Source organism: Bacillus sp. FJAT-52991 (genome assembly GCF_037201805.1).
GTDB lineage: Bacteria > Bacillota > Bacilli > Bacillales > Domibacillaceae > Bacillus_CE > Bacillus_CE kandeliae.
Window position 1 is genome coordinate 1882943 of record NZ_CP147404.1, and the last position, 25689, is coordinate 1908631.

General features: G+C 36.5%; 26 protein-coding genes and 3 pseudogenes. 7 read left to right on the top strand and 22 right to left on the bottom strand.

The genetic code is table 11. The annotated features are described in order from the left end of the window. Positions 1–28: 28 nt before the first annotated feature. Positions 29–838 (bottom strand): GH25 family lysozyme, encoded by an 810-nt coding sequence (locus tag WDJ61_RS09595; RefSeq protein WP_338749116.1) that lies wholly within the window; start codon positions 836–838, stop codon positions 29–31. Between the two features lie 45 nt (positions 839–883). Next, positions 884–1042, bottom strand: coding sequence for a phage holin family protein (locus WDJ61_RS09600; protein WP_338749118.1), 159 nt, complete (start codon positions 1040–1042; stop codon positions 884–886). A 115-nt stretch (positions 1043–1157) separates the two neighbouring features. Here WDJ61_RS09600 and WDJ61_RS09605 point away from each other — a divergent pair. Next, a pseudogene (locus tag WDJ61_RS09605) lies at positions 1158–1501 on the top strand (DUF3889 domain-containing protein). A gap of 44 nt (positions 1502–1545) precedes the next feature. Here the strand turns inward: WDJ61_RS09605 and WDJ61_RS09610 are convergent. After that, on the bottom strand, positions 1546–1743 hold the full coding sequence (locus WDJ61_RS09610) for a hypothetical protein (protein ID WP_338749120.1): 198 nt from the start codon (positions 1741–1743) through the stop codon (positions 1546–1548). A gap of 79 nt (positions 1744–1822) precedes the next feature. Further along, positions 1823–1948, bottom strand: a complete 126-nt coding sequence (locus tag WDJ61_RS09615) for a hypothetical protein (protein ID WP_338749122.1) — start codon at positions 1946–1948, stop codon at positions 1823–1825. A gap of 340 nt (positions 1949–2288) precedes the next feature. Here WDJ61_RS09615 and WDJ61_RS09620 point away from each other — a divergent pair, with 340 nt between their 5' ends. Then, positions 2289–3038, top strand: a complete 750-nt coding sequence (locus WDJ61_RS09620; RefSeq protein ID WP_338749124.1) for a thermonuclease family protein — start codon at positions 2289–2291, stop codon at positions 3036–3038. Positions 3039–3235: 197 nt separating this feature from the next. On the opposite strand, the gene WDJ61_RS09625 is transcribed toward WDJ61_RS09620, so the two are convergent. From WDJ61_RS09625 to WDJ61_RS09635, 3 genes are all read right to left on the bottom strand, one after another. Then, positions 3236–4378, bottom strand: coding sequence for an MFS transporter (locus WDJ61_RS09625; protein WP_338749126.1), 1143 nt, complete (start codon positions 4376–4378; stop codon positions 3236–3238). 64 nt (positions 4379–4442) lie between these two features. Continuing rightward, positions 4443–5039 (bottom strand): TetR/AcrR family transcriptional regulator, encoded by a 597-nt coding sequence (locus WDJ61_RS09630; protein ID WP_338749128.1) that lies wholly within the window; start codon positions 5037–5039, stop codon positions 4443–4445. A 423-nt stretch (positions 5040–5462) separates the two neighbouring features. Beyond that, entirely contained in the window at positions 5463–5891 is a 429-nt protein-coding gene (locus WDJ61_RS09635; RefSeq protein ID WP_338749130.1) for a DUF6508 domain-containing protein, read from the bottom strand. A 315-nt stretch (positions 5892–6206) separates the two neighbouring features. Between WDJ61_RS09635 and WDJ61_RS09640 the strand changes: the two genes are divergently transcribed. Further along, positions 6207–6422, top strand: coding sequence for a hypothetical protein (locus WDJ61_RS09640; RefSeq protein ID WP_338749132.1), 216 nt, complete (start codon positions 6207–6209; stop codon positions 6420–6422). A 167-nt stretch (positions 6423–6589) separates the two neighbouring features. On the opposite strand, the gene WDJ61_RS09645 is transcribed toward WDJ61_RS09640, so the two are convergent. From WDJ61_RS09645 to WDJ61_RS09655, 3 genes are read right to left on the bottom strand one after another with little or no spacing between them, the layout of a single operon-like run. Continuing rightward, positions 6590–7207 carry an NDxxF motif lipoprotein gene (locus tag WDJ61_RS09645; RefSeq protein WP_338749134.1) on the bottom strand — a complete coding sequence of 206 codons (618 nt, stop codon included), beginning with the start codon at positions 7205–7207 and terminating at the stop codon, positions 6590–6592. Beyond that, positions 7204–7773, bottom strand: coding sequence for an HAAS signaling domain-containing protein (locus WDJ61_RS09650; RefSeq protein WP_338749136.1), 570 nt, complete (start codon positions 7771–7773; stop codon positions 7204–7206). Before WDJ61_RS09650 ends, WDJ61_RS09645 begins: the two co-directional genes overlap by 4 nt. Next, entirely contained in the window at positions 7770–8090 is a 321-nt protein-coding gene (locus WDJ61_RS09655) for a PadR family transcriptional regulator (protein WP_338749138.1), read from the bottom strand. The genes WDJ61_RS09650 and WDJ61_RS09655 overlap by 4 nt, the downstream gene beginning before the upstream one ends. A gap of 755 nt (positions 8091–8845) precedes the next feature. Here WDJ61_RS09655 and WDJ61_RS09660 point away from each other — a divergent pair. Continuing rightward, positions 8846–9028 (top strand): YfhD family protein, encoded by a 183-nt coding sequence (locus WDJ61_RS09660; RefSeq protein WP_338749140.1) that lies wholly within the window; start codon positions 8846–8848, stop codon positions 9026–9028. A gap of 146 nt (positions 9029–9174) precedes the next feature. Here the strand turns inward: WDJ61_RS09660 and WDJ61_RS09665 are convergent, their stop codons facing one another. The 6 genes and pseudogenes from WDJ61_RS09665 to WDJ61_RS09690 form a co-directional block, all read right to left on the bottom strand. Continuing rightward, the gene (locus tag WDJ61_RS09665; RefSeq protein ID WP_338749142.1) at positions 9175–9606 is read right to left on the bottom strand and encodes a hypothetical protein; all 432 of its coding nucleotides are present in this window, start codon (positions 9604–9606) and stop codon (positions 9175–9177) included. Positions 9607–9694: 88 nt separating this feature from the next. Continuing rightward, positions 9695–10090, bottom strand: a pseudogene (locus WDJ61_RS09670) (RtcB family protein); the annotation flags it as partial. 200 nt (positions 10091–10290) lie between these two features. Continuing rightward, positions 10291–11520 carry an RNA-guided endonuclease TnpB family protein gene (locus WDJ61_RS09675; RefSeq protein ID WP_338749144.1) on the bottom strand — a complete coding sequence of 410 codons (1230 nt, stop codon included), beginning with the start codon at positions 11518–11520 and terminating at the stop codon, positions 10291–10293. 12 nt (positions 11521–11532) lie between these two features. Beyond that, positions 11533–11964, bottom strand: coding sequence for an IS200/IS605 family transposase (gene tnpA / locus WDJ61_RS09680; protein WP_338754759.1), 432 nt, complete (start codon positions 11962–11964; stop codon positions 11533–11535). Positions 11965–13004: 1040 nt separating this feature from the next. Continuing rightward, positions 13005–13244: pseudogene (locus WDJ61_RS09685) on the bottom strand (RtcB family protein); the annotation flags it as partial. Between the two features lie 81 nt (positions 13245–13325). Continuing rightward, positions 13326–13526, bottom strand: coding sequence for a DUF3954 domain-containing protein (locus WDJ61_RS09690; RefSeq protein ID WP_338749146.1), 201 nt, complete (start codon positions 13524–13526; stop codon positions 13326–13328). 1192 nt (positions 13527–14718) lie between these two features. Here WDJ61_RS09690 and WDJ61_RS09695 point away from each other — a divergent pair. Continuing rightward, positions 14719–15633, top strand: coding sequence for a class I SAM-dependent methyltransferase (locus WDJ61_RS09695; protein WP_338749148.1), 915 nt, complete (start codon positions 14719–14721; stop codon positions 15631–15633). Between the two features lie 466 nt (positions 15634–16099). On the opposite strand, the gene WDJ61_RS09700 is transcribed toward WDJ61_RS09695, so the two are convergent. Next, a complete protein-coding gene (locus tag WDJ61_RS09700) occupies positions 16100–16996 on the bottom strand; it encodes a LysR family transcriptional regulator (protein WP_338749150.1) in 897 nt (298 codons plus the stop codon). A gap of 118 nt (positions 16997–17114) precedes the next feature. Here WDJ61_RS09700 and WDJ61_RS09705 point away from each other — a divergent pair, with 118 nt between their 5' ends. Then, positions 17115–18305 carry a coenzyme F420-0:L-glutamate ligase gene (locus WDJ61_RS09705; protein WP_338749152.1) on the top strand — a complete coding sequence of 397 codons (1191 nt, stop codon included), beginning with the start codon at positions 17115–17117 and terminating at the stop codon, positions 18303–18305. A gap of 559 nt (positions 18306–18864) precedes the next feature. Further along, complete coding sequence (locus tag WDJ61_RS09710) at positions 18865–19494, top strand: GNAT family N-acetyltransferase (RefSeq protein WP_338749154.1); 630 nt, start codon at positions 18865–18867, stop codon at positions 19492–19494. Between the two features lie 198 nt (positions 19495–19692). On the opposite strand, the gene WDJ61_RS09715 is transcribed toward WDJ61_RS09710, so the two are convergent. From WDJ61_RS09715 to WDJ61_RS09735, 5 genes are all read right to left on the bottom strand, one after another. Continuing rightward, positions 19693–21042, bottom strand: coding sequence for an FtsX-like permease family protein (locus WDJ61_RS09715; RefSeq protein ID WP_338749156.1), 1350 nt, complete (start codon positions 21040–21042; stop codon positions 19693–19695). Next, a complete protein-coding gene (locus WDJ61_RS09720) occupies positions 21017–21793 on the bottom strand; it encodes an ABC transporter ATP-binding protein (protein ID WP_338749158.1) in 777 nt (258 codons plus the stop codon). Before WDJ61_RS09720 ends, WDJ61_RS09715 begins: the two co-directional genes overlap by 26 nt. 14 nt (positions 21794–21807) lie before the next feature. Beyond that, complete coding sequence (locus WDJ61_RS09725; protein WP_338749160.1) at positions 21808–22902, bottom strand: sensor histidine kinase; 1095 nt, start codon at positions 22900–22902, stop codon at positions 21808–21810. Further along, positions 22899–23621 carry a response regulator transcription factor gene (locus tag WDJ61_RS09730; protein WP_338749162.1) on the bottom strand — a complete coding sequence of 241 codons (723 nt, stop codon included), beginning with the start codon at positions 23619–23621 and terminating at the stop codon, positions 22899–22901. Before WDJ61_RS09730 ends, WDJ61_RS09725 begins: the two co-directional genes overlap by 4 nt. Positions 23622–24031: 410 nt before the next feature. Beyond that, positions 24032–25558, bottom strand: coding sequence for a serine hydrolase (locus WDJ61_RS09735; RefSeq protein ID WP_338749164.1), 1527 nt, complete (start codon positions 25556–25558; stop codon positions 24032–24034). Between the last annotated feature and the right edge of the window lie 131 nt (positions 25559–25689).

A 25689-nucleotide genomic window follows, 5' to 3' on the forward strand; every position in this document is an offset into this window, starting at 1 on the left:
TCCAATCGGACAGGGGCTTTGCTGTTACTTAAGCTTCTTTCCTAATTTGAGGATTAAAGCCAAACTGCTTTTTGATTTTATCTTGAGCTTGAATCGCCGACTCTTTCGCGTTGAAAGTGCCTGTCCACACCCGACGACCCTTAGCAAAAGTTTCAAAACCCGTTTTAGCTGCAATTGCTTTCGCTTGTTTTTCTGCTTCTGCATCAGACTTAAAAGTTCCTGTATAAATACGGTATTTCCCGTTTGTAACAGCTACTTCTGTCGATCCCTCTTTATTTAAAAACCATGACAATTCTTTCTTTCCAATCAGTGTATTCAGGTCTACATTCCCTTTCACACCAGCTAACCGACCAGCTTCTGTATACTGATGCAAGTCGCAAGGATAGTCCGGTTTCTTGCCACCATAACGAGGGATCCAAACAAAGTCTACTTTGATTTTATCTGCCTGAAATAGCTTATAAGTGTGATGTCCGACATATAATCCAACCTTTTTTGCTCCTAACCTCCGCAATTCATCGATAAAAGCCTGCGTACCAGCTAACATATTACCCATTGTTTTTACTTCAACATCAGCGACCCAAAATAGAGCGTCCTTATCTCCACGTTCCCAGAAATCACGAGCCTCTACTTTTGCATCATTAATAGAGACAAAGCGGCAAAAAGCATAGTTACCAAAAGGTACTCCATACTCTTTCGCCGCAGCTACATAGCTTTTATATTGACGGTCTACTACTCTGGATCCGTCTTGTACACGTAAAATGGCAAGATCCAACTCTTTGGATGCTTTACTCCAGTCAATTACACCTTGATGATGGCTCAAGTCAGCAATTTTACTCATTATATATTTCCCCTTTTCTGATTAAATAGGTAAGAAAATAATACATTACTTTGCATTTTTTTGCTTTTCTTCTGTCTTATCGTGTTCTTCTTTCAGTTGAGCAAACACTGAACTAATTTGTTTCGGCACTTTAACACCAAGATGACCAAGGTTTTCAATGAAGCTGATTCCTTCCATACCGATTAATTTGAGAATTAAAGCCAAACTCTCGACTAATCTTCTGCTGAATGATCCTCATAGATCAAATACCTATTATTGAAGCAAGAATAGTGAATAATGTCGTTCAGTTTACAAAAGCTAATCAAAAAAGGATTTTAATATGTATAAATTACTTGTTAGCTTATTGTATTGCACCATATTGATTCCTGAAAACTTAGTTTCAGTCCAAATCAACCTAGATAATATAGTTTACGCAGAAGCTCAAGCCCCCTCTTATGCAAAATGGGGAACCCTTGCTGTACAAAAGGCAAAACAAAAATATCCGAATGCGGCAGTTATTGATTATCTTCATGTTGGTGTTTACAACATGAAGATTATTCTACAGAAAAATTTAAGCTGTGGTTAAAAGAGAACAGCAGAGAATTTGGAGTTCTTGTAGAGATTAAATACAATGCCAAGACTGAAAAAGTAATAAAAATCACTTTCAGAGAAACTCCTGAATGAGCCAAATTAAAAAGCCCCTATCCACACGGACAGGGGCTTTGCTGTTATTTATTAATCTTACTTGCTCGGTACATCATTTCCCAAACTTCCTCTCGTGTTACAGGGCGCTGTGGATACGTACCATCTGAAATCTTGTTTGCTTTTACCCAATCTTGCGCCTCTTTAAATCGAGTACTTTCCAGACTTCCAAGCAAATAAGCAGCACTCATAAAAGCGCCGCCTGTTACTGTGTTATGTTGCATTCCTTCACCTCATAATTTCAAATGAAAAAGAGACTTGCTTCAGGTTTATACGCACACACAACTTTTCCCTTGGCAATACCTACAACATATTGGATGCCCTCCAGCCTTTTTCATTTATTCTCCAATTCCCTTTTACAGCATCATAGTGATCTTTTCCCTCACTTAATGCCTTTTGTATTTTCACTAATAAAATTTCTTGTTTCATTGTGTCATTCTCCCTAATTCAATACCTTTTGAAGTTCTAATAGACCTTATACTGTTCTCTAAAGCTTAATTGGTTATCTGAAGTGTTCCTCACTCTCAAATATAGGAATATATACTTAGTATAACGAATTATTTTTTAATTTTATGTCGTTATTTGACGAAGAAAGAATATAGAATTTTAAAACATTTTGTATGATAATTATGAGGAATTACGTTTTCATCATGTTTAACGATGTCTTTATTCCAAGTCCAATATAGGATTATTTTCACATTTCATATAGATTATCAATTTACAAATTAAGGTTTAAATTTAATTTAAATATAAAAAGGAAGTGAAGATCATGTTTAACAAAAAGTCAAAGTTTTTCAAGCCGCTTGCGGCAACCATTTTATCAGTTTCATTGATTGGTAGCTCATTTACTCCATTTAGTAGTATTACAAATGAAAATACCATCGCTGAAGCAGCAGCACCAAAAAATGCGGTGACGTCAAAAGTAACTGAAGTGATTGATGGGGACACAATCAAAGTAAACTTCAAAGGCAGAAAAGAAACCGTTCAAATGATCCTGATTGATACGCCTGAAACAAAAGATCCGAAAAAATGCGTTCAACTTTATGGACCTGAGGCATCAAAGTTCACTAAAGACAGCCTGCTCAACAAAAATGTCAAATTAGAACTAGGCGTTCAAACTCGTAACAAAAACGGAGATATTCTTGCCTATGTATATCTAAATGACAAAATGTTTAATAAAACATTGTTGGAAAAAGGATTAGCTCGCATTGCTGTTTATCCACCAAACACTCAATACCTAAAAGAGTTGCAAGCAGCTGAAGCTACTGCTAAAAAGAAAAAGCTTGGTATTTGGTCAAACAAAAACGCGATTAATGGTGGTTGCGCTCCAAAACCAGCACCAAAACCGAAACCGGTTCCGAAGCCAAAGCCAACTCCTCCGAAACCACAACCAACACCAAAGAAGTTTAAAAACTGTACAGAACTAAGAAAGGTTTATCCAGATGGAGTTAAAAAAGGCCATCCTGCCTATGATTCAAAAATGGATAGAGACAAAGATGGCTGGGCTTGTGAGAGATAATCCATTAACTTCAACCCCTTTCCTGTCTTGGGAAAAGGGTTGATTATACTCAGAGATAGAATGTGTGTTCTCAAAATATTTCTTAAGGTGTACATTAGTAGAAGATGATCCATTTCAAAAACTTATAACTATCAATACATAATCAAAAAATAAATTTAGAGAAAGGGAAATAGAGATGTAAAGAAATTTTAAACCTATTAATCTGTCTTTCCCTTATGTAAATATGGGAATAATGAAATTAACCCCAGGATAGCTAAACAAGCCCCAATCCACAGTGGAGATACAAAGCCATATCCTTTACTAATTCCTAAACCACCTAATGATGAACCAATGACAATACCAAGCGTAATAAAAGAACTATGAACGGTATTTATCATCGTTCCATTGCTAGCTGTTTTCATTACTCTCGCAACCATAGCTGGATTCATTGCTACACCAGTTAAACCAATAAAAATAGTAGAAATAACTGCAATGTATTTATTTTCCGCTCCCAAAGCAAATAAAGACAATGCTACTATTAATATAATCAATCCGCTCATCAGTATTTTCATTGTATATTTATCAGCAAACTTGCCAATCACTATATTCCCAACTACTGTCGCGCTACCATAGAGAGCAAGTAAATATGGAATACTTGCACTTGAAAAGCCTGTGACATTTGTAAAGATAGGAGTGAAATAACTAAATGCTGCAAACGTACCACCAATAATGAACATACTTGTTGTGTACGCTGCCCAAAGATGTCTGTTCTTAAAATGTAGAAGTTCGTCTTTCCAGTTCAGTTGCTCTTTATTTGATGATGATGGTAGCAACCATTGAATCATAATCCCTGATACTAGAACAAGAACAGAAACAGCCCAAAAACTAATCCGCCAGCCAAAATGTTGCGAAATAACAGTTGTTATAGGTAACCCTAAGACAGTTGCTAACATTAAACCTGCAAGTACAATTGATGCAGCTTTTCCCCTAGAATCAGAGTGCACCAATGTTGCAGAAAAGGAGATCGCAACTCCAAAAGCTGAAGCTGAAGCAATGCCAGTTATAATACGTGAAATCATCATAATATCATAGTTCCAAGCAATAGCTCCGAGCGATTGACCAATTAAAAATACAAACATTAAAAACAATAATGCTTGTTTACTGCGTATTCGTAAGAGAATTGCCGTTAAAATGGGGCCTCCTACTACCATTGCTCCTGCATAAGCTGTAATTAAATACCCAATAGATGATACAGAAACCTGAAATGCAAGTGCAAGTTCGTTCATCATACCTGCAACCATAAATTCTGATGTAGTCATACAAAAGATTGCTAAAGATAGTAAATAAATAATCGACGGCACAAAAAACCACTCCTAAATTATTATTGTAACGATTGGTACAAAAATAGTGCGAAAAAAGAGCGCACTAAGCGCCAAAAATAGACTCCATTGTTCCTTTGATAACCTGTTCAGCTAATATCCGATTTTGCATCGATACATTAAGAACACGGAATCCGTAATAACTGCTTAAAAGCAGACTAGCTAATTCCTCAGCTGATTGCTTCTTTGAAATTTCACCTGTTTGCAATCCTTCCTCCATCACTGTTTCAATAGCTTGTTTAAGAAGCTCAACATGCTTTGAGAAAATTTCTTGTACCATTAAATCGTTTTTAGCACGTTCTACACTGGCATTAATCAATAAACATCCTTTTTGATCAATATTCTCAAAGTCTTCCTTCAATGCCCATTCAAAAAAATTACTTAATCGTTCTTTAACTGGAATTGGAGTATCTAACAATTTCTTTTGTTCCCTAATCCCAATTTCATGGTAGCGTTCTAATACTTGTTTATACAGTTCATGTTTACTACCGAAAGTATTGTATAAACTTCCTTTTCCAAGTCCTGTATCACTGCATAAATCTTGTGTAGAACACCCCTCATATCCTCTTATCCAAAATGTTTTCATTGCAACATCTACAATTGAGGAATAATCAAACTCTCGGGGTCTGCCGCGTTTATTCAATCGTATCCTCCTCTCATTTCAAAGATACATTAATAGAATACTCTTTTTTGTACCGTATGGTCAATAAAATTGTTTTATTGTTACGTTAAAATAAAATTTGATTATTTTAGATTACAAATAATTAAAAATAGCCCCTTATTCAAACACAAGTCTTATTTGAATTAAAAATTTTATCAATCTTTTTTACAAAGCTACACCTTTTACATAGCGTGATTCAAGCAGAAAGGTTCAGCACCCGAAAAAGACAAGCCCTGCAGTAGTTTTAAGCTTACCATATGCTCCTCTATGTTCATTTATCGGGATTTGAAATAAAATTGCACCGCTTTGAAAAAAGTTCAATCGTTTATAAAAAAGATTAACCGCAAATCCTTACGCTATACTTCATAAGCATTTGCGGTTACATCGTGTATAGCAATGCGATTTTCATTCCTTGTCGTACCATTTGATCAGGGTATCCAAAATTGCATCTAGCAAACCTTTCTGGACTGCATCGGCAATTGTTCCATCACAAAACCGCTCACTACGCACCACAAAAGTAGCCGCCCGAATCGCATCTGCAACGCTCAAATCGCTATCTGACGAGTAGTCTGGCAGCCCACGATCCATCCAGGAGTACAAAGGAGTCACTGCACCAACAGTATATAGTAATCCAATGGTTTTACTCACTCGTTCACTATAAGCAGGATAGCTTAAACTGTATGTTCCATCAGTCTGAAGCCCTCCACCTGTCCATTTTACATCACGATCCTTAGCCGTCATCCCTTTCGCAACAGCGCGTAATTCCTCCCAAGCATCTGTTTTCGTCCTGTCTAGCTGACTGATAAGTTGAATATCATCTGGATTTCCGTCCATATTGATCCTCCTTCTATGTTAGTCTTATCTCCAGTTTAGAATGAACCTCCCCCACCTACACGGCTACGCTCCTTCTGCCATGTTGATTACAGCCCGTTAACATCAAACTCATCAAAAGACGTAGTTTGGAGTACCGTAACGACGCCCATTTTTTCCTGCGCCTTCGCTTGGAAACAGGGCGTTGATTTTATCGCCCCTAATTTTTTGGTAATGAACCTATTTTTTTATAAAAATATGAAAATTTTGTACTCTTGTCCATTCAATATTTAAATATCAGCATATTTTATAGTAAAAGAGAGAAAGGAGGGAATTTGAATGTCTAATGACAGAAGACACTGTGATCGATTCGATGATGATGTAGCAGGTATTTTTGATCGTAATGATAGAAAAGTAGTTCTTGATGTCGATAAATTGATTATCCGCGCAGACGATGTAGTTATTGTTAAAAAACGTCGTGATCGATTCGATAATGATGTAGCAGATATTTTTGATCGCGACGATAGAAGAGATCATAAAAGAAGACGTTGTTGATTTTAACCTCTTTCAGTATCTATAAGTTCACTTATGTCAATAAAGTGAAACTTCAATCAGTGGGGGTTTTCTTCATCCCCCACTGATTAAAAGAAGAAGTAAAAAAAGAATAAACTAGGAGTCTGTCCCAAACCAAGCTCATTTTGTACGAACTACAATTTATATTTTTAATAGTCCCGCCCAAATGCTTTTGTCTTAATATTTTTCTTATCAAGAAATTCTTCTATTTTTTTCTGTTCTCTTCCATTCACCACATCACTTTTATTCATTATTGATTCAATGTTTATTTTTGGAGACTCCCCTTTACTTACGTCATCTGTAAAATTATTGAGGATTTCATCTAGTTCATAAAGAAACTCATTGTAAGCTGTAATGTACTGGCTAATTCTTTCAGACTCTTCTTGATAACCTTCAGGTAATGTATTATTTAAGATATAGTTAGAAAAATTCTCATCATTTTCTTTTGTAAGCTTGGTAATTTCGGCTAACTTCTCTGATTCATTTTTATTTAATTCCTTTCCTTCATCTATAATCTCTTGAAATGGTTCACTAGCATTATCTAATTCTTCAGAGCTATCTAGATATGTTTTTATGCTTAATTTTATTTCTTCTTCGTCAATTACACTATCTTGTTTTTCAGAAGTAAAAATAACATCAGGAATTTTCACATCCTGTATAGAAATAACTTCATCCTCTTCTTCATCCTCTATAACATCAATATTCTCTCCCTGCGAACATGCGCTTAATATAAACAGAAGTAAAAAACTAAAAAACAATTTTCTCATAATAATTGCTTCCCCCTTGCAATTGATATGTTCCATCTCAAATATTTTAGTAATAGTATGAAAGAAAATTTTGCTATATAATACCCTAGGAATGCTAAAAGAGAACCTATAATAAGCCCTTTTATGGACTCGAAGATTTCTCCACTTCCAATTGTACTAAATCCATTAATAAATCCCATTACAATTAAAATTAGTGGAGATAGAATCATGATAGGGACCCCAATGATATATGCTAATGTAAATGGTATAAATATTAGCAGCATAAATAAACTCGCTATAATAATAATACAATTCATTACACTTAATCCCATAATTGAAAACAATGCCGTAAACATATTTCTAATGTTTTTTTTCTCTTCAACCTTATTAATAGCATAAACAGCGTTTAATTCTTTAGCTATTTGTTTAGGTGAACCAAGGGCTTCTACAATCTGGCTTTCTATTTTTCCTTCCCCTACACCAATCATAAAATATTCTTCATAATCTTGTAAGATTTCCTCTTTTTCATTTTTGGGTAGCTTCCGTAAATGCTTTTTTAAAATTATCAAAAATTGTTTTTTACTCATGGGAGATCCGCCTCCTTAATTAATTGATTTACTCCCTCAGAGAATTCCTTCCACTCGCCCACTAAGTGATGTAAGTAGGCACGACCTTTATCAGTAAGCCTATAATATTTTCTTGGAGGGCCTTCCCTGGATTCTTGTAAATATGTTGTAAAATACTCTTCCTTTGTTAGTCTTCTTAATAAAGGATAGACAGAACCTTCCGATATTTCAATTTGGTCAGAAATCCTCTGGACGAGTTCATATCCATATCGATCCTTCTTATCAAGCAGTACAAGCACGCATAGTTCTAGAACGCCTTTTTTAAATTGCACATTCAACGAATACTCACCCCGTCTCTTTATTGTTATATATAATTTAATGTAAGGTACCATATAATATATAGTACCTATCTATAAAATAAAGTAGATGGTTATATTACAACAACATGTACTGTATATTGTAAGGTACCATATATAACCATATTATTTTAAAAATGGATCTACGTCAAGATATTGGACATACTCCAGTTAAGTTTTTTGGTTCTGCACAACTTCCATTCATAGAATGTAGAGTTGGAAATTTGCGGAAGTTGCGTCCGAAGAAATGTGGGAAGGGACAACTGGATTATCTCCAGATTTCACGCTGTTTCACGACATATATTTTCATAGGCATCTGGTGTTAAATATCCGATGCTTCCATGAATTCTTTTGCGATTGTACCAACCCTCTATATCGTTCCGCAGATCCGGCGTAGGTGAAACAACTGTTGAAGCGTTAGCTGAGGAGCCGTAAAGTCCGTTTTTAACGTTCGATACATGACATCCCCTCCCTACTCGCTGGGCTGTGCCCTTCACGCTCCTTGAGGAAGGGGAATTCTCTCGGACTGTGTTAAATCATTAATGTTAATTGACAATACAGTTGTTTAATTCTTATGGGACTAACGGAGCAGATTAGTAGCTGGTTCATTAGAAGAGAGAAAAGTAAATACTTCAGAGAAACAAATGCTCCGAACAAGCCTAAGCAAAAAATGAATAAAGTTAATTTAAATTACACATTCTATATGAGTACTACATTTCAATTGGAGGTTTTTTAAGATGTTACAAAGCATAAATAATGAGAATAATGATCAAAGTACGAATACAGCTGGGGCTTTTCAATCAGATGGTCGAGATGTTGAATTCTCACAAGAGCTTGCTGATAAGGATGATCTAGTTGCTCAAGAACGTTCAAAAGCGGCCGATCAAAGAGCAAAAGCAAGAAAAAATAATAACCAGTAATATTCCTTTCACTAAAGCACAGTATGCTTGAATAACCGCGTACTGTGCTTTAGTTTAATAAGAATCAAACAACTTTAAAGAGCCTAACCACAATAAAATGTAGCAAGGCTCTTATGTTTTTATATCAAAATTAAATAACTTCATTATCACTTTATAATTAATTCCTTTTCAAGAAAAACGGCTACATCGTTCCAATCTTCTATTAGTGAATCTTCTTCATATTTTAATATTCCAAAATTTACATTAAGATCTGGTTCATCTTCATAAAGTGAAAATTCTCGTATTAACGTACCATTTTCTATGACTATCACCTCTGCATTGAAGTCTTCATCGTAGTAAGCATAGGTAACAGAACGGTCCTTTGCAAGTTTCATCCAAGATTCATTTGATAAACCAAAGAACGCTTCTCCTTCAAAGTCCACAAAATATGTCCAGCCACCTTCAGTTTCAGAAGCATGTATTGATTTATCCATACAATCCCCAGATTTGTTCCATTCACTATCTTCGTTCATCCAATCGTAATAACGTTTTTTAGCTTCTTCCAATGGCAAATTTATTTTAAAACAACATTCTCTCATTTCGATTTACCACACTCATTTTATTTAGTGACCAATATTTTGGCTCTACTAGTAATTTTTCTTTATTAATCGAATGCATCCTTATATATTAATTAGCTTTAAAGTTGTACAAAGGCTTAATTACTTGTTCAATCGTTAAAGACTCTTCAATATTATTCATAATTTCATCTATAGGCTTATAAACCATTGGTGCTTCATCAAGCGTGCTTTCTCCAACAGATGTTGTCCATATACCATCCATAGAATCCTCGAAATCATGTAATGATAACATTTGTTTAGCCTTAGATCGCGACATGATTCGACCAGCTCCATGTGGTCCGGAGAAATTCCAATCTGGATTTCCCTTTCCAATGGCGATGATAGAACCGTCTCTCATATTAATTGGAACGATGACTCGCTCATCTTTTTGTGCAGAGATGGCACCTTTACGCAAAATCATATTCTCCATATCAATGTAGTTATGGATGGTAGTAAAGTTTTGAACCTCCCACGATTGAAATCGCAGGATTCTAACATCCTTTCGGACGAAAGACCTGATGATTTAAACCAACCGTAAGATTCCTGTTTCAATGAGAACCGCATTCCTAATGGAACGTCTTACACTCTCTCCATCGCCCCAAAATCTCGGACAAACAGCACACTGGGCGCTGACAGGCACACTCCGCAGTTCCTGCGGTGGATAGATTAAACTGGTATTTGAAGGCTTCGTAACATACGGATGCCTTCTTCTTTTATATTTCTAGCTGCATTGATATCTCGATCGTGCTCAGTCCCACAGTGAGGGCATATCCAGACACGTTCTGAAAGAGATAGAAGAATATGTTTTTCTTTACACCCATTACATTGCTTGGAAGAAGCGAAAAAACGATCGATAAGAATGACTTTTTTATTGCTCCAATCTGCTTTATAAGATACGAATGTTTTGAACATGGACCAACTAACATCGGCAATGCTTCGTGATAACTTTTTATTCTTGATAAGACCTTTTACATGTAAATCTTCCAACACGATCACTTGGTTTTCGTTTACGAGTTTTCGAGATTCCTTATGTAAAAAATCTTTCCGTTTGTTCGTAATATGTAAATGCAACTTACTTATTTTTCGTTGTAATTTCTTATAGTTGGCACTACCTATTTTCTTGTGCTTTAGTTTTCGTTGAAGTTTGGCTAATGTAACGAGGTTCTCTTTCAGGTATCTAGGGTTTTCAACTTTCTTACCGTTAGAATCGATAAGGAAATGAGAAAGTCCTACATCCACTCCAATAATTTGATCCTCGGGAGTAGAGGTCCAGTCACCCTCTTCTTTAAGAGGCACTTTCTCTTCTATTTTTAAAGAAACATAATATTGACCACTACTATGGTATTTCACCGTAGCTGATTTGATTTTCCCATTAAATCCATCCTTCTGAAACGTTTGACGATGTTTCTTAGAAAATTTAACTTTCACCTTTCCGATTTTAGGTAACTGAACCGTCTGCTTTTCAATATCCAATTGAATGTTTCCGTTCGTTTCTTTTGTAGAGAAAGATTGGTTGGATGTATGTTTTGATTTGAATGTTGGGAATTTGCTTTGCCCTTTAAAAAAGCGATCATATGCAGCGTCTACTTGCTCCATTGCACACTCATTTACAAATTTGTCGGGCTCTTTTAACCAATTGAATAATGGATGGTCCTTCAACGCATTAAACGATTTTTTGAATTCACCGTAATGAAGTGTTTCGCCAGTATTTTTATAGACTTCTATTTTTTCAGCTAAATAAAAGTTAAATACAAAGCGAGCACATCCAGCGAACTTATGAATTTTTTCTTTTTGAAGTTTTTTCGGTTCCATACGAAAACGAAGTCCGTAATGGCGTAACTGAAGTCCATCTTTTGCTAATTCAGCATTTCGTTGTTTGGTTGTTTTCCTTACCATTACGAACACCCCCTACCTATCTTTCGGTCTACCGCGTTTTCTCGGTTTTACCTGTTGTTCTTGAATGTATGTTGTAATTTGTTCTTCTGTACGATCACTAACTGTGCAAATGAAGTAGGATGGATTCCAAAGATGGCCCCCCCACAATTGTTTTTTCAATTCAGGAAACTCTTTAAACAAATACCTAGCACTATTTCCTTTTAGAGCTTTCATTATGTTAGGAATGTAGTGTTGAGGAGAACATTCGATTAACATATGTAGATGATCCCCGTCTGTTTCCATTTCAACGATCGTAAACTCGTGTGTATGAGATTGTTCTAGTAAGATTTCTTTTAAACGATCTTCAAGCGCACCACTAATGATGTTTTTCCGATATTTCACACACCAAACAATATGATATTGAATGGCGTAAACATAACCTCTACCTTTTTTAATTTTCATTATATTCACCTGTAATAATAGTAACATATGTATTTTTTAAAACCAAAGAAAAAACGCCCTAACTTACGATTAAAATCACAAGTGTGCGGGCGTTGATCATCAATGACGGCCACTTCCATGCCGCAGTTGCCTGTAACTACAACACAGCCATTACGTCTCATGATCCAATATCCTGTATTAGTAGTAAAACAATATTTAAATCCATCTTCAGAAGAAACAATTTGAATATCTGTCTTCGGTGTTCCAGCTAACTGCACTCTTGGTTTAGAATTAGCTACCAAACATCGATATAATTCTTTACCTTCCCTGATATCATGACTTATTGATGTGCGAATACCCTGCGTAGCAAAAGCGTACTGTACAAAATCTACATCTTCTTTATGAATACTACAATAAGATCCGTGATCCATTGAATAATCCCAATGTTTCACTTCATCACAAATAATAGCTAATTGTTTTAAAGAAGCAGGATAAAATTTAGATATTCTTTTTTCCATCATTGGAGTTTGAAAACGAAAATGAACAACATCATTATATACTTTCCGAGAATAACTAATATTAGCAGCTTCTAATAATCGCTCTATTCTTTCAATTTTACGCTCTTTCTTTAGTTTAACTACACATACAGTATTGTTTTCTAAATAACCATCTGCCATAACCATAACTTGAACTCTAAGCTGTTCGTCGGTTAAAGGTAATTCTGTTGATATCTTTAAATTAGGTATTTCAGTAATAAAATTATCACGGAAACCGAGTTTTAATTTGGAATGTTTATCAAATAATTCTTCAGCTGTTAATATATAACGTTGCCCTTGACTAGTAGGTCTATGTTGTGAACCTTTCTCTACCAATAGAGTGTGCTCTTTGGATAGCATCTGATCAATGCCGTACTTAGTTTTTAAATGGTAAAATTCCGTTTCTTCTTTTTTAATAAAAGCGATAGGAACTTCAAAATGAGTATGATCTGTTTTAAGATCATATGTTGCAATTTCTTGACCATTATATTCGGATATCTTAACCCAACCATTAGAAGATAAAAACTCTGTATCTTTATCAACGCAGCCAATGTCCACTCCAACTAAGTTTGGAACAATTTTATCTTGAATGGTCATAGTTGTTCCGATCGTGCAGCCAGCTCCCGCATGAGTATCAGGCATAATCCGAATCTTGGAACCTTGTACAAATTCTTGGTTACAAAGCTCAGTAATTTGAGACATGGCTGTTTGTTCTACATTATCAGTAAATATTTTTGTTGTATTGTATTTTCCATTTAGCTCCAACATAATATAACTCTCCCTCTATTTTATCCACAAATATTTTAACTAAAATTTGGATTTTCATCTTATCTTATTATACATTATGCTTCAAATAACATCCTGCCCTTTCAGACGACGCCGCTCACTTCTTATCACATCAAGAACCTTGCCGTCCTTCCAGATGATCGTATCTTCGCTGAACTGCTTAGGTGTCACTTTCGTCAAATGGCCGTCTATAATCACGTAAGCTACGTTTTCCATTAGATCAATTTCCGCTGTCATTTTTTCAAGGTTGATTGCTTTTTCCAAGTCAAGACGCTCCCCCGATCTGTTAAAATATTATTGTCGATAGTATTTGAAAGGTCAGGAGCTTTCTCGGCTTTTTTATTCCATTAGATCAGTTAGTAACATCTGAATCATTTCTACTGTTTCCTGATTATTTTCTTCTGCTCATTCATAAAGTGTATCTAATACTTTGTTTGACGGGTTTTGCCTCAAAACAAAGTTAATCATCGTACTGAGATTTAATGGTAAAATAATAATTAAAACAATTTTGGGGAGATGTTATGTTTATGTGGATAGAAGAAAATACTCGTAATTTTCTTTTAATAAGCTCCTATTGCACACTAGGAATCGCTATTTTGTTCACTTTATATGTGTGGTATAAACAGAAATTTTCTCGTACTTATTTATGGTTTTTAGGCTCTTTTGTTGTAGCAACAATAAGTTTAGTCATTTGGACGATATGGTTGATTAAACCGGTCTATCTTGAACCAGAATTGGCTTCTACAGAAGGTTCTACCCAAATAATTATAGCCAATTTATTCTGGGTTTTTAGTGTACTTCTTTTACTTATAGGAATATCTGATTTACATACATCCAGCGTATCGAACAGGAGGTGAATTATTTATGAATTACTTTAAATTTTTTGTTTCTCAATTTATATTGTTTAGTGTGTTTTTTGTTCTCCATTTTTATTTCGATGAATATATCAGCCCTCCATTTACTCGTGTTGATTTAATAGCAACATGTATATTTGTACTTCTTTTCATCCTAGTTTCGAAATCGATAAGTCCGTTTTATAAACATTTCAGTGCCATTCGATTTCGAATTAAGGTTCTACTTTCTATACCAGCCTTTATTTTAGCCACCTTATTAGGAGGGTTCCTTCTATCTTTATTTGTAATTTTCTAGCACTTCCTGCACAGTTTGCGTCTAATACACCACTCCACATCTGCCACCAACAAACTCAATCCGCCTGTAGACAAACTCTTACTCTCTCTCCGATTCTATTAGTCAACTTGCTTACATTCCTCTTCCATATTTTCTACGTAAAGCTTGCCAAGCGTCAATATTTGTACGAAGACATCCACGATCATAAATATTGACAAAAAAATTCATTTATGCTATAATTTACATTTAAATTATTTGATTATATAATAGGATTCTCCTGGCCAGGGGAATCCTATTTTTTTGCTTTAAAATGAAGGAGTGTGTTTGCATGAAAAAAGATAAGTCCAGTATCACTTCATTAATATCCGCTTTTGGCAGAGCTTATCATAGTCAATTTGATACCCCTAAAATCTTTGATGACTATATAGCCAAAGATTTGATTTCACAAAATGAATGTAATGACATCAAAGACAATATGGTTCAAGGCATCCAGTTCTTCAACAAAGATATCGCACAAAAATTCGAGGGAAATACAGAGGAAATATTAAAATGGATTACACAGATTCAACTTTCTCCGACGCCCTTGGCACGCGCTGCGTATTGCGAAAAAGTATTACTTCATGAAATTACGCTAGGATTAAAACAATATGTCATACTTGGTGCTGGATTAGATACTTTTTGTTTCCGACATCCAGAACTCCAAAACACCCTAGAAATATTTGAAATTGATCACCCTGCTACACAGGAATTTAAAAAGAAAAGGCTGAACGAGGCTAATTTAAAAATCCCAAGTAACCTTCATTTTATTCCTATGGACTTCACTAAAAATTTGTCCTATCAAAACCTAATAGATAAAGGATTTGATAACAAAAAAACTTTCTTTAGTCTTTTAGGTGTTTCTTATTATTTAACGAAAGAGGAAGTTTCAAGCTTAATAGATTATTTATTTGCCAAAGTGCCTTCAGGAAGTTCGATCGTTTTTGATTATGCAGATGAAAAACTATTCGAAGAAAAAGGGATCTCTAATCGAGTTGAAAACATGGTAAAAATGGCTTCAGCAGGCGGAGAATCAATGAAATCGTGTTTTTCTTATTTTGAAATGGAGAAGATGTTAGAGAAATCCGGTTTACTAATTTACGAACACCTATCACCGGCTCAAATTCATGAACTTTATTTTAAAGATCGAAACGATTACCTATCCGCTTTTGAAACTATTCATTATCTTCATGCGATAAAAAAATAAAATGCATTAACTGAAAAAGGGGAACCTTGCAAAATGACCGAACACTCTCTTGCTAGAGTTTGTTCGGTCATTTTTTGTGAAAAAATCTTGCTTCCTGTTGCACACTTTGCGTTCAACACGAACACTAATCAGGATCCTAAACCATTGGTAAACCTCATTCTCATCCAACATCACGATGCCTCTACCACTTCTCTAGTTATTTATAAAAATGTCTACTACACCATAGAAGAAAGAAATCGCTAAGCCCGTGCTAAACATGATGATCATTAAAGCTAAAGGAAAGTCTTTTTTATTCATATAAAATCCTCCTTTTCACTTTATGGCCAATGCCTCAAAGCTGCTGAATCATCTCAGCTTGACATAATAGGCCTCTAATACAATCAATGCTTTCATAGCTATAAAGATTCCTAGCAAGTTGAGTCATGATGTAACCGCTCCTATCCTCAAACCATTTGCCTCATTTTTCTTAAAGCAGGAGCTGTTGATGTTCGATCAGCTCGACGAATTTTGTGGAAGCTGGTGAGAGCGGCACGCTTTTCAAAAAGCATACCCCTATATCCCTCTTTGGAATGTCCTCCGTTAATTTCGCTTCATATACCAATCCCTTGCTTAAATATTCTTTGGAAAATTCTCTTGTTACACAGGAAATACCTAAGTTGATTTTGGCGAATTCGAGTAACAGATCATGTGAGCCTAGTTCAAATTCAGGTGAAATTTTGAGGCCTTTCGATAGTAAATAATCCTCGACATATTTTCTCGAGTTTGACTTTTGTTCAAGAAAAATGAGCGGTAATTTTAATAATTCCTTTATGCTGACTGGCTTGGATAATAGCTTCTTAAATTTTTCACCGTAAACAAAGATGTCTTGAATTTCGAAGAAAGGTCGTAATTCTAAGGCGGAGTCGTGAATAGGGAAATTACAAAAGACGATATCTACCTCCCCCAATTTTAAAATCGAAATAAGTTCATCGGTTGTTCCGTTGATGATCCTTAACTTAATATTTGGATATTTATTGCAAAAAACCTCTAAATAAGGAAGTAAAAAATATTTAGAAACCGTGTCCCCTACCCCAATTTTTAATTCACCCGTCGTTAAATTTTTAAATTCTAACATCTTCTCTTCTCCCGCATCAATTAAATGAATGGCGGAATGAACATATTCAAATAGAAGACTCCCTTCATTGGTGAAGGAGACGCCCTTAGGTGTTCGATTAAACAGACGAGTATCCAGTTGCCGCTCTAATTGCCTGATCGCTTGACTGACAGCCGGCTGCGTCATATATAATTCTTTGGCAGCCTTGGAGAAGCTTTTACTTTTGCCTACGATGCAAAACACTTTATATAAATCTAATTTACTTATCATATAATCTCTCCTTATACCCATCATTAGATATATTAACTTTACTTATATCATTATTCCAATGTATAGTAAAAATATAAATATTTGAATTCATTTACATAGTTAGTGAGGAGCGATTAGATTGGAAAGAGTAGTAGGAACGGTTGTGAGAGGTCTGCGCGGCCCGATCATCAATCAAGGAGATAACATTGAACAAATCGTTGTAGACAGTGTGTTAAAAGCTTCTAAGGTAGAAGGTTTTGAAATCAATGATAAAGACATCGTAACGATTACAGAATCGATCGTTGCACGTGCTCAAGGAAACTACGCAACGGTCGATCATATTGCCACAGACGTTCGTTCCAAATTCGGAGACGATACAATTGGTGTGATCTTCCCCATTTTAAGCCGTAATCGTTTCGCCAACTGTCTTCACGGTATTGCCAAAGGCGCGAAAAAAATTGTCTTGATGCTTAGCTATCCTTCTGATGAAGTCGGCAATCATTTAGTTGACATTGACAGACTAGATGAAAAAGGTGTGAATCCTTGGACAGATGTGTTAACGGAACAAGAATTCCGCGAGCATTTCGGCTATAACAAACATACATTTACAGGCGTTGACTATATTGAATACTACAAATCCATTATTACGGAGCACGGCGTTGAATGCGAGGTTATCTTCTCTAACAATGCCAAGACGATTTTAAACTACACAAAGAGTGTGCTCACTTGCGATATTCATACGAGATTCCGCACAAAACGAATCTTGAAACAACATGGTGGCGAGAAAATTTATAATCTGGACGATATTTTATCTGAGTCTATTGATGGCAGCGGCTACAATGAAGACTATGGTCTGCTTGGATCTAATAAAGCAACAGAAGACAGCGTGAAATTATTCCCGCATACTTGCCAGCCAATCGTGGATAAAATCCAGCAAATGCTGAAAGAACAAACAGGAAAAACAGTAGAAGTGATGATTTATGGCGACGGCGCTTTCAAAGATCCTGTCGGAAAGATTTGGGAGCTTGCCGATCCAGTCGTCTCACCTGCTTACACAGCTGGGCTTAACGGCACACCAAATGAAGTGAAATTAAAATATTTAGCTGATAATAACTTTGCTGACTTGCAAGGTGAGGAACTGCAAGAGGCGATCACTGAGTTTATTAACAATAAAGAGGAAGACCTTGTCGGATCGATGGAAGCACAAGGAACGACACCGAGAAAATTGACAGACCTAATCGGCTCTTTATCCGATTTGACTTCAGGAAGCGGCGATAAAGGAACGCCAATCATCTTTATCCAAGGTTATTTTGATAACTATACACATTAATTTTTTAAGGGACCCGAAGAATATCACATTCCACGGGTCCTTTATTTTTTGTTTCAGTAAAACACTCCTTTTCCTTTATTCTTCTTGAACAAATTTCACTTCATTGTATCCGCAACGGCTGCAATACATTAAATGAGGACAAATCCTTTCCAGTACAGCAGAGCTTTTCTTTACGGAAGCTCCGCTCAAATGAGTAAGGCTTTTACCAGCATTATTGCGTAACTAAAGGAATAAAGTTGTTACTTTCCCTCACATCATAACATCTCCCTACTGTTACACCTTTGTAATTAGCCTACTTAAATATAGTAATTAATCCATCATCAATCCCACGTTTTCCTTGATATGAGCAGCATATTCTTGAGCATTATTAATGTCCTTGATGTATCGATTGGTTATACTTAGGTTAAGTGGAATAAACATACTAATTTAGTTTCGAGGAGAATCTACATAACAAAAAGAATACGTCGAACGTTTACCCAAGAGTTTAAGCAACAGATCGTACAACGATTTACAACCAAATACTACTAAGTTTAGTCATATGAAAGGATAGTATATAAACATGGAGAAAGTAATATATAGAGATCTAGTTAAAGAGGATTATGAACGTGTTAAAGAATTAATTGGAGAAGCATTTAACATCAATAAATTTATTACAGATAAAAAATTTTTAGATTCAGTATTAAACCTTTATCTACAAGGTTGTATTTTAGAAAGTTCATTTAGCAAAGTAGCAGAAAAAAACAATAAGATCATTGGGGTTATTTTAGGAAATTCAGAAAAAGAAAAGAATCACTTAAGGAAAACTCATAATACTTTCAGTTTTGCCTATACTATACTTAAAGTAACTGTAGCTAATAAGGAGAATAAAAAATTCATAAAAGAATTTTCAAAGATTCAAGATACATATAAAGAGATTTTGCAGGAGAAAAAAGATGATTTTCAAGGTTGCGTACAGCTATTTATTGTATCTAAAGAATCTAGAGGTCTTGGAGTAGGAAAAACCTTGATGAATCATTTGTATAATTATATGAAAAGTATGGATGTAAAATCTATGTATCTATTTACAGATACTATTTGTAACTACGGCTTTTATGATAGTCAAAACTTTAAACGTCTAAATGAAAAAGAAATCTATTTGGATTCACTCCAAGCAAAACTGAATGTCTTTCTATACGGTTATAATTTTTAGCTAATAGTATATGGTATTTCTGAAGTAACGATCTACAAATAGGTTAAGCTGCGACCCCAAAAGAAAACCTTTGAACGTATGTATGGCCCCTCCCCCTTCACATTTTTCCGCACAACTCCCATAGGCTTCTTGCTCTACATGAATGGGAGTTGTGCGAAAAAAACTTAATAATACTGAAATCCATCCTCTTCCGCGCCACTAAGAAGCAACTTCATGCATAATACTTTTCATATAACTGTGACAGGTTATTAAGAAGAAAATGGTCTGCATAATGACATAAATCCCAATGATTATGAATGAATAGTACCAATTAGATAACATAAGAAAGTGATCTAACGCTTTCATCGCAACTAGTGCATGAATAATCCCAACGATGCATGGGAGGAAGAATATAATGCTCACTTGTGTGAAGACCACTTGACGAATTTCACCTTGGGTCATACCGATTCGTGACAAGGCCTTAAATTGCACCTGATCTTCCTGCAGGTCAGTGAACAGCTTGAAGTAAATCATGCTTCCGGATGCAATGAAGAACAGCAAACTGATGAACATGCCGATAAACATCGTCAGCGAGATGACTTCTTTAGAATTATCATATTGGGTCTTTATATCCTGATAATCCACCGCTAACGCTAACATATAGGTCGCACTTGTCACCGTTAAAATAACAGCGCTTAAAATTGCTACGATAAATAACATTCGTGCGTTATCTTTCAACTTGTAACCGATTTGGGCGAATATGATCATATTCGTACGATGATAGTAGATACCCACTCGCTTCTGAATAAATCCCAGCAACATGATGCTTACCTGCGTAAACAAAAGATATGTACCGATTAGAACCGTAATCAAAATCAGCGTAATCATAAGGTCGAAGTAAGGAACGTTTAACATCAGAGCCATACTGTAAGAAGTTACTATACATACAACTGCTAGCCCGGCAAGCCATGGAGAATATACAAGCTGCCCCTTCGGCTGTTGTGAAGTGATAAATAAATCAACCATTTCGATGCGTCTCATCCGAAGCGCTATCCAAAGAGAAATGATTGCGAATAACATAAAGAAGGTCCTAACCGTTAACCACACTGCGGCAGGTGGAACAGCAAACACAATAGTATCTTTTATATCAAGCATTACGCCAAGCGCCATAAAAAAAAGCTTGCTAAACACAATACCTAGTCCGATGCCTACCCCAATCGCTAATACCGCAATCGTCATATTTTCATAGATAATAAATTTACGTAGTTGTTCACGAGTCATACCAAATAGTGAAAAAAGGCCAAACTCCCGCTTTCTTGTCTTGAAAAATGATAAATTGGAATAAAGCACAAATAAAAACGAAAAAATGATGATCACGTACTCACAGAATACCATGCCTTTTCTTACTTTTGCAGCTGCCGCAATATGGCCACTCACCACATCGGGATGAGCAAGAAAAGCAGCATAGATGTAAAAGGTCATGACGGAAAATACGCTGCTCATGAAGAATGCGATGTATGATCGCCAATTGCCTTGGACATTGCTAAGCACGAGTGAACGGAACGTCATTGTAAGTCCCCCCGAGCACGCTTAGCGCGTCTAATATTTGTTGAAAAAACGCTTGCCGATTTGAACTTCTCCTTATTTCCGAATAAAGTCGCCCGTCTTTAATGAACACAATGCGTTGGCAATAACTCGCCGAGAATGGGTCGTGTGTCACCATAAGCACAGTCGTCTTCAAGCGTTCATTCATCTCCTTTAGTACATCCATCACATCTTTTGCTGACTTAGAATCAAGGTTACCAGTCAGTTCATCGGCAAGCACTAGTGGTGGTTGATGAATAAGAGATCGTGCGATAGCTACTTTTTGCTTCTGGCCGCCGGACAACTCATATATGCGTTTGCCTAATAGCTTATGAATCTGCAACCATTCGGCAAGCGGGTTTAGTCTACTCTCTATCAGATGAGGTGGCATGCCTTCCAATACGAGTGGTAAAATCACGTTTTCCTTGACAGATAGCGTTTCGATCAAGTTAAAATCTTGAAAGATAAATCCAAGACCGCGCCGTCTGAACAAGGCTAGCTCCTTGTCACTCAGTTTGCTTAGATTCATACCATTAATTTCGATTTGGCCAGACGTTGGACGGTCAATCGTTGCCAACAAATTAAGCAAAGTCGTTTTTCCGCTTCCAGATGGTCCCATGACACCAACAAATTCCCCAGCTTCTATTCGCAGATCAATATCTTCTAATGCCTGATAACCGGAACTTCCTTTCAAACTATATATTTTCCTAACCCCTTGTGCTTTAAGTACAGTCATTGGTTCCTCCTATTTCAGCTCGACTTCTGTGGTTGGTCACTAAGAATATGAATGCTACGCTGTTTAAAAGTGATAGTAAATGTAGTACCGACGCCCTGCTCCGATACTGCCGTTAACCCGTGACCAAGCCGATTGCACACTTGTTTGGCTAAATATAATCCCATTCCTGTCGACTCCCCTGTATGACGTCCATTTTCTCCAGTGAAAAACGGATCAAATATTCTCGACATATCGTGTGGCGCTATACCGACGCCCTCATCTGTCACGCTTAGCTTAGTGACACCGTCCATATTCGATTCTATATGGAAAACAAGCCGTTGCTCACCTGACTTGCTTTTACTGTATTTGATGGCATTACTTATGAATTGATTTAACACAATCGTCATCCATTTTCCATCGGTTTCAACCCATGCCTCACCATCAATCCGTGGAAATATGGAATGACGGATACAGAGACGCTTGTGCGCATTCATAGCGGTGCGAACCAATTCATGAATCGGCATCTTTTTGAGATGGAGGTCGATTTCGAATTTATCTAGGCGCGCGGTGTACAGCATCATTTCTAACCCTCTTGTCATCCGCTCTGCTTCTTCCTGCATGCTAAAAATAAGCTTCTTTTGCCCCTCCTTTGTAGATGGCAATTCCTGCAAAGCTTCCTGTGCAAGCAAATCGATCACGGATACAGGTGTCTTCATATGGTGAACCCATTGTAGGACAAAATGATTTTGCAGTTCCTGCTGTCGACGATATTTTCTAAGTTCATTCAAATAAACACTGTGCTGCTTCTCCAATAAGCGAGTAACTAGCCGTTGCTCTCTAGTGACCATCGATTGCACGATCGTCACGTCCTGCAATTCATCAAACCTTTCCATAGCTTGTTGGACTTGCTTGTAATAGGATTTTTGGCGATGATAGTCAACAACCAGCCACGATACGATGAAAAATAGAGCAAGAAACATAAAATAATAAATGGTCCCCATTTCAATAGCTTCAGGTTGACGCCCTTTCTCCAATAGCATTAACCCCACACCCACTCCGACAATGAGTATATATAGGAACACATAAAGCAATCGATCGAATAAAAATAAAGCAACCAATTGTCTCCTCATTCATTTGACTCTTCTCTATCATTATTGAGGATTAGTTTATACCCTTGGCCACGAATGGTCTCAATTGCTTGTGATAATCCGATTTCCTCTAACTTCTTTCGCAGTCTCGTCACATTGACAGTTAGTGTATTATTGTCAACAAATTGTACATCATCCCACAGCGCCTCCAGAAGCTGATCACGAGAAACGATTTGACCAGCTTGCTGCATAAAACATTTAGCCAATAAACACTCGTTCTTCGTTAGCTCAACCTTTTTCTCTTGCCACCACATCTCATTTCGGCTAAGATTCAACCGTAAACCTTGCACATTCAGTACATCCTCTGGAATATTTAGCCCTGACATAGAGGCGTATTCGCCGTAAACTCTTCTTAGTACTCCTTTCACCTTAGCTATTAATAAATCTAAGTGAATGGGCTTAGTAATATAATCATCACCACCGTGCTCGATGGCCATCACCTGATCCATTTCACCCTCTCGAGCAGAAATAAAGATAATCGGCATGCTTGATCGTGTACGAATTTGCCTGCACCAATAATAACCGTCGAAATACGGTAAATTAATATCAAGCAGGACCAAATGAGGCGAAAACGATTCTAACTCCGGTATTATTTCACGAAATCGTGAAGCACACGAGGCTTCGAATCCGTACTTTTCCATACTTCTTTTCAGAGCACCACTTATTTTTTCATCATCTTCTATAATAAAAATACGATACATATATTCCTCCTAAAAAATTAAGAAATTAGAAATCTATATTTAAATAATAATGAAAAAACAACGCATTAAAAAGTATTATTCAAATAGATTGGCTCCTGATCGTTGAGAAATCTTTTTTTGTACTTTCACGGCCTTCTTTCTTGAGAAATAAAAGTGGAGGCGACTGATTGGGAGTATTTCGCGACTGATTTCAGAGAATCCCCGCCTAATTTGGAATGATTGGCGACTGATTTTCTCACATCTCCGGCTAAAAAGGGCGATTGACCGACTGATCCTCCCATCCGATAAAAAAAAGGCCGCCTCTAAGCCGAACAATCGACTTATAAGACAGCCCCATGAGTCAATGTACTTCAAATAGACAAGCAATTAACGATAAGCTTTTTTAAGAAAATAATTTGCTATTCTCATATTCAAGCTGGAGTATGATTTCCTAAATTCCTGTTACTATTTCGTTTTTTCGGGAAAAAGCCGGCAATGAATAGTACTATAAGCCAGGACATTATTAGAATATAATTAGTTGTATTGCCTGAAGCTAATACCAGAACGCTCCATACATAGGAAGCACAAAACAAGAGCGTACTAATAGTAAAGAGTAAGAATGTCCTAACCCCTAGTCTAATATAAGGTTTCTTCTCATGCTTAGTAATAAAGGCTCTTCTGCCGTTACGAAGTCTGACCCCAAACAGCAACAAATATAATCCAAGTACGGTTCCAATAACAATAGATATAATGGAGTTGTTTTTTCTCATCTCAGCAATGGCGGAATGCTCCTCAGGCAACTTTCCTGTCTCATATTCAATCCAAGCATGGTAAACATCCTGTCTTAAATCTATCCCATTTTCGCTATTCGTAAGGATCACCAATCCATCCTTCGTTTCCGGAATGAAACCATAAAAAGAATGCCAGCCTCGATTGTCGCCGGAATGATAAATCAATTTCTGTTGATTAGATAACTCTTTCACAAATACACCCAAACCATTCTCACCTAATACCGGCTTTTGCATTTCCTCCACACGTTCGCTTTTGATGACGCCATGCCCTTTACTGCGGTTATTTGTATCCATACTTGCAAGTATCAATGTCATCATATCAGTTACATTTGTCTTAAAGCCTGCGGCAGCCTGTTCGGTAAATTGATAGTTTGGGAGTTCCTGTCCAAAATAACCGTAAGCTTTCGAAAGATTAGGATCTTTGGTACTTTGTTGGAATGAACTAGATTTCATTCCTAGAGGTTTCAGAATTTGTTCCTCCATATAACGGTCAAAGGGCTTCCCAGTCACCCCTTCGATCACAAGCTGCAAAATGGTATAGCCACCGCCAGAGTAAATCGCTTCTGAACCCGGTTTTACGGTTATTTGCACCGGATCGTTATACCACCCTTTTCCAGACAAGGATTCCTCGATAGGTTGAAGAGGTTTCCCAGGTGCTACCCCGAGATATCCTTTATGTGGAGGTAACCCTGCAGTGTGGCTTAATAATCTTCTAATTGTCACTTCGTCATGATTGAACTCCGATTTAGCTAATTTCCAGTCTTTCAAATACTTTTCGACAGGATCATCCAGTGATATAAGTCCTTCGTCTGCAAGGTGCAGAACTCCCCATGCTGTAAGGTTCTTAGATATAGAACCAGCCTGAAATAAGGTATCATCACTTACCGGTATCTTTTTCTTTTTATCTGCATAACCGTAGTTAAGGGTATAAGCAATACGCCCCTCATGGACAATGCCTATTGCAACTCCTGGTACACCATAGCTCTCCTGCCATTTTGGTACTTGTTCGTCTATCTTTTTCTTGAAGTCCTCTATATTCCTATTCGACAATGTGTCCGACTCTGCCCTCACTGCTTTCGTAAACCACCATTCATCCGTCATCAAAATGAACATGATCGAACATAAAATAATCTTGAAAATCGCCGAGGCTCTTTGTCTACTCTTCATCCTTTTCACTCCTGTTTGTTGAATATCTGATTTTCTGAATTAAGAGTATCTTATTCAATGCCCGAGTTCGATCGATTTTCCTTTCATATGACCTTACAAAATTGTCACCATTCTTCGTAATCCTATTATCG

Bases quoted from the DNA above. Each gene is read 5' to 3' on its own strand.
- WDJ61_RS09595 (WP_338749116.1), bottom strand. From the start codon at position 838: ATGAGTAAAATTGCTGACTTGAGCCATCATCAAGGTGTAATTGACTGG.
- WDJ61_RS09610 (WP_338749120.1), bottom strand. From the start codon at position 1,743: ATGCAACATAACACAGTAACAGGCGGCGCTTTTATGAGTGCTGCTTAT.
- WDJ61_RS09615 (WP_338749122.1), bottom strand. From the start codon at position 1,948: ATGAAACAAGAAATTTTATTAGTGAAAATACAAAAGGCATTAAGTGAG.
- WDJ61_RS09620 (WP_338749124.1), top strand. From the start codon at position 2,289: ATGTTTAACAAAAAGTCAAAGTTTTTCAAGCCGCTTGCGGCAACCATT.
- WDJ61_RS09635 (WP_338749130.1), bottom strand. From the start codon at position 5,891: ATGGACGGAAATCCAGATGATATTCAACTTATCAGTCAGCTAGACAGG.
- WDJ61_RS09640 (WP_338749132.1), top strand. From the start codon at position 6,207: ATGTCTAATGACAGAAGACACTGTGATCGATTCGATGATGATGTAGCA.
- WDJ61_RS09645 (WP_338749134.1), bottom strand. From the start codon at position 7,207: ATGAGAAAATTGTTTTTTAGTTTTTTACTTCTGTTTATATTAAGCGCA.
- WDJ61_RS09650 (WP_338749136.1), bottom strand. From the start codon at position 7,773: ATGAGTAAAAAACAATTTTTGATAATTTTAAAAAAGCATTTACGGAAG.
- WDJ61_RS09660 (WP_338749140.1), top strand. From the start codon at position 8,846: ATGTTACAAAGCATAAATAATGAGAATAATGATCAAAGTACGAATACA.
- WDJ61_RS09665 (WP_338749142.1), bottom strand. From the start codon at position 9,606: ATGAGAGAATGTTGTTTTAAAATAAATTTGCCATTGGAAGAAGCTAAA.
- WDJ61_RS09675 (WP_338749144.1), bottom strand. From the start codon at position 11,520: ATGGTAAGGAAAACAACCAAACAACGAAATGCTGAATTAGCAAAAGAT.
- WDJ61_RS09695 (WP_338749148.1), top strand. From the start codon at position 14,719: ATGAAAAAAGATAAGTCCAGTATCACTTCATTAATATCCGCTTTTGGC.
- WDJ61_RS09700 (WP_338749150.1), bottom strand. From the start codon at position 16,996: ATGATAAGTAAATTAGATTTATATAAAGTGTTTTGCATCGTAGGCAAA.
- WDJ61_RS09710 (WP_338749154.1), top strand. From the start codon at position 18,865: ATGGAGAAAGTAATATATAGAGATCTAGTTAAAGAGGATTATGAACGT.
- WDJ61_RS09715 (WP_338749156.1), bottom strand. From the start codon at position 21,042: ATGACGTTCCGTTCACTCGTGCTTAGCAATGTCCAAGGCAATTGGCGA.
- WDJ61_RS09720 (WP_338749158.1), bottom strand. From the start codon at position 21,793: ATGACTGTACTTAAAGCACAAGGGGTTAGGAAAATATATAGTTTGAAA.
- WDJ61_RS09725 (WP_338749160.1), bottom strand. From the start codon at position 22,902: ATGAGGAGACAATTGGTTGCTTTATTTTTATTCGATCGATTGCTTTAT.
- WDJ61_RS09730 (WP_338749162.1), bottom strand. From the start codon at position 23,621: ATGTATCGTATTTTTATTATAGAAGATGATGAAAAAATAAGTGGTGCT.
- WDJ61_RS09735 (WP_338749164.1), bottom strand. From the start codon at position 25,558: ATGAAGAGTAGACAAAGAGCCTCGGCGATTTTCAAGATTATTTTATGT.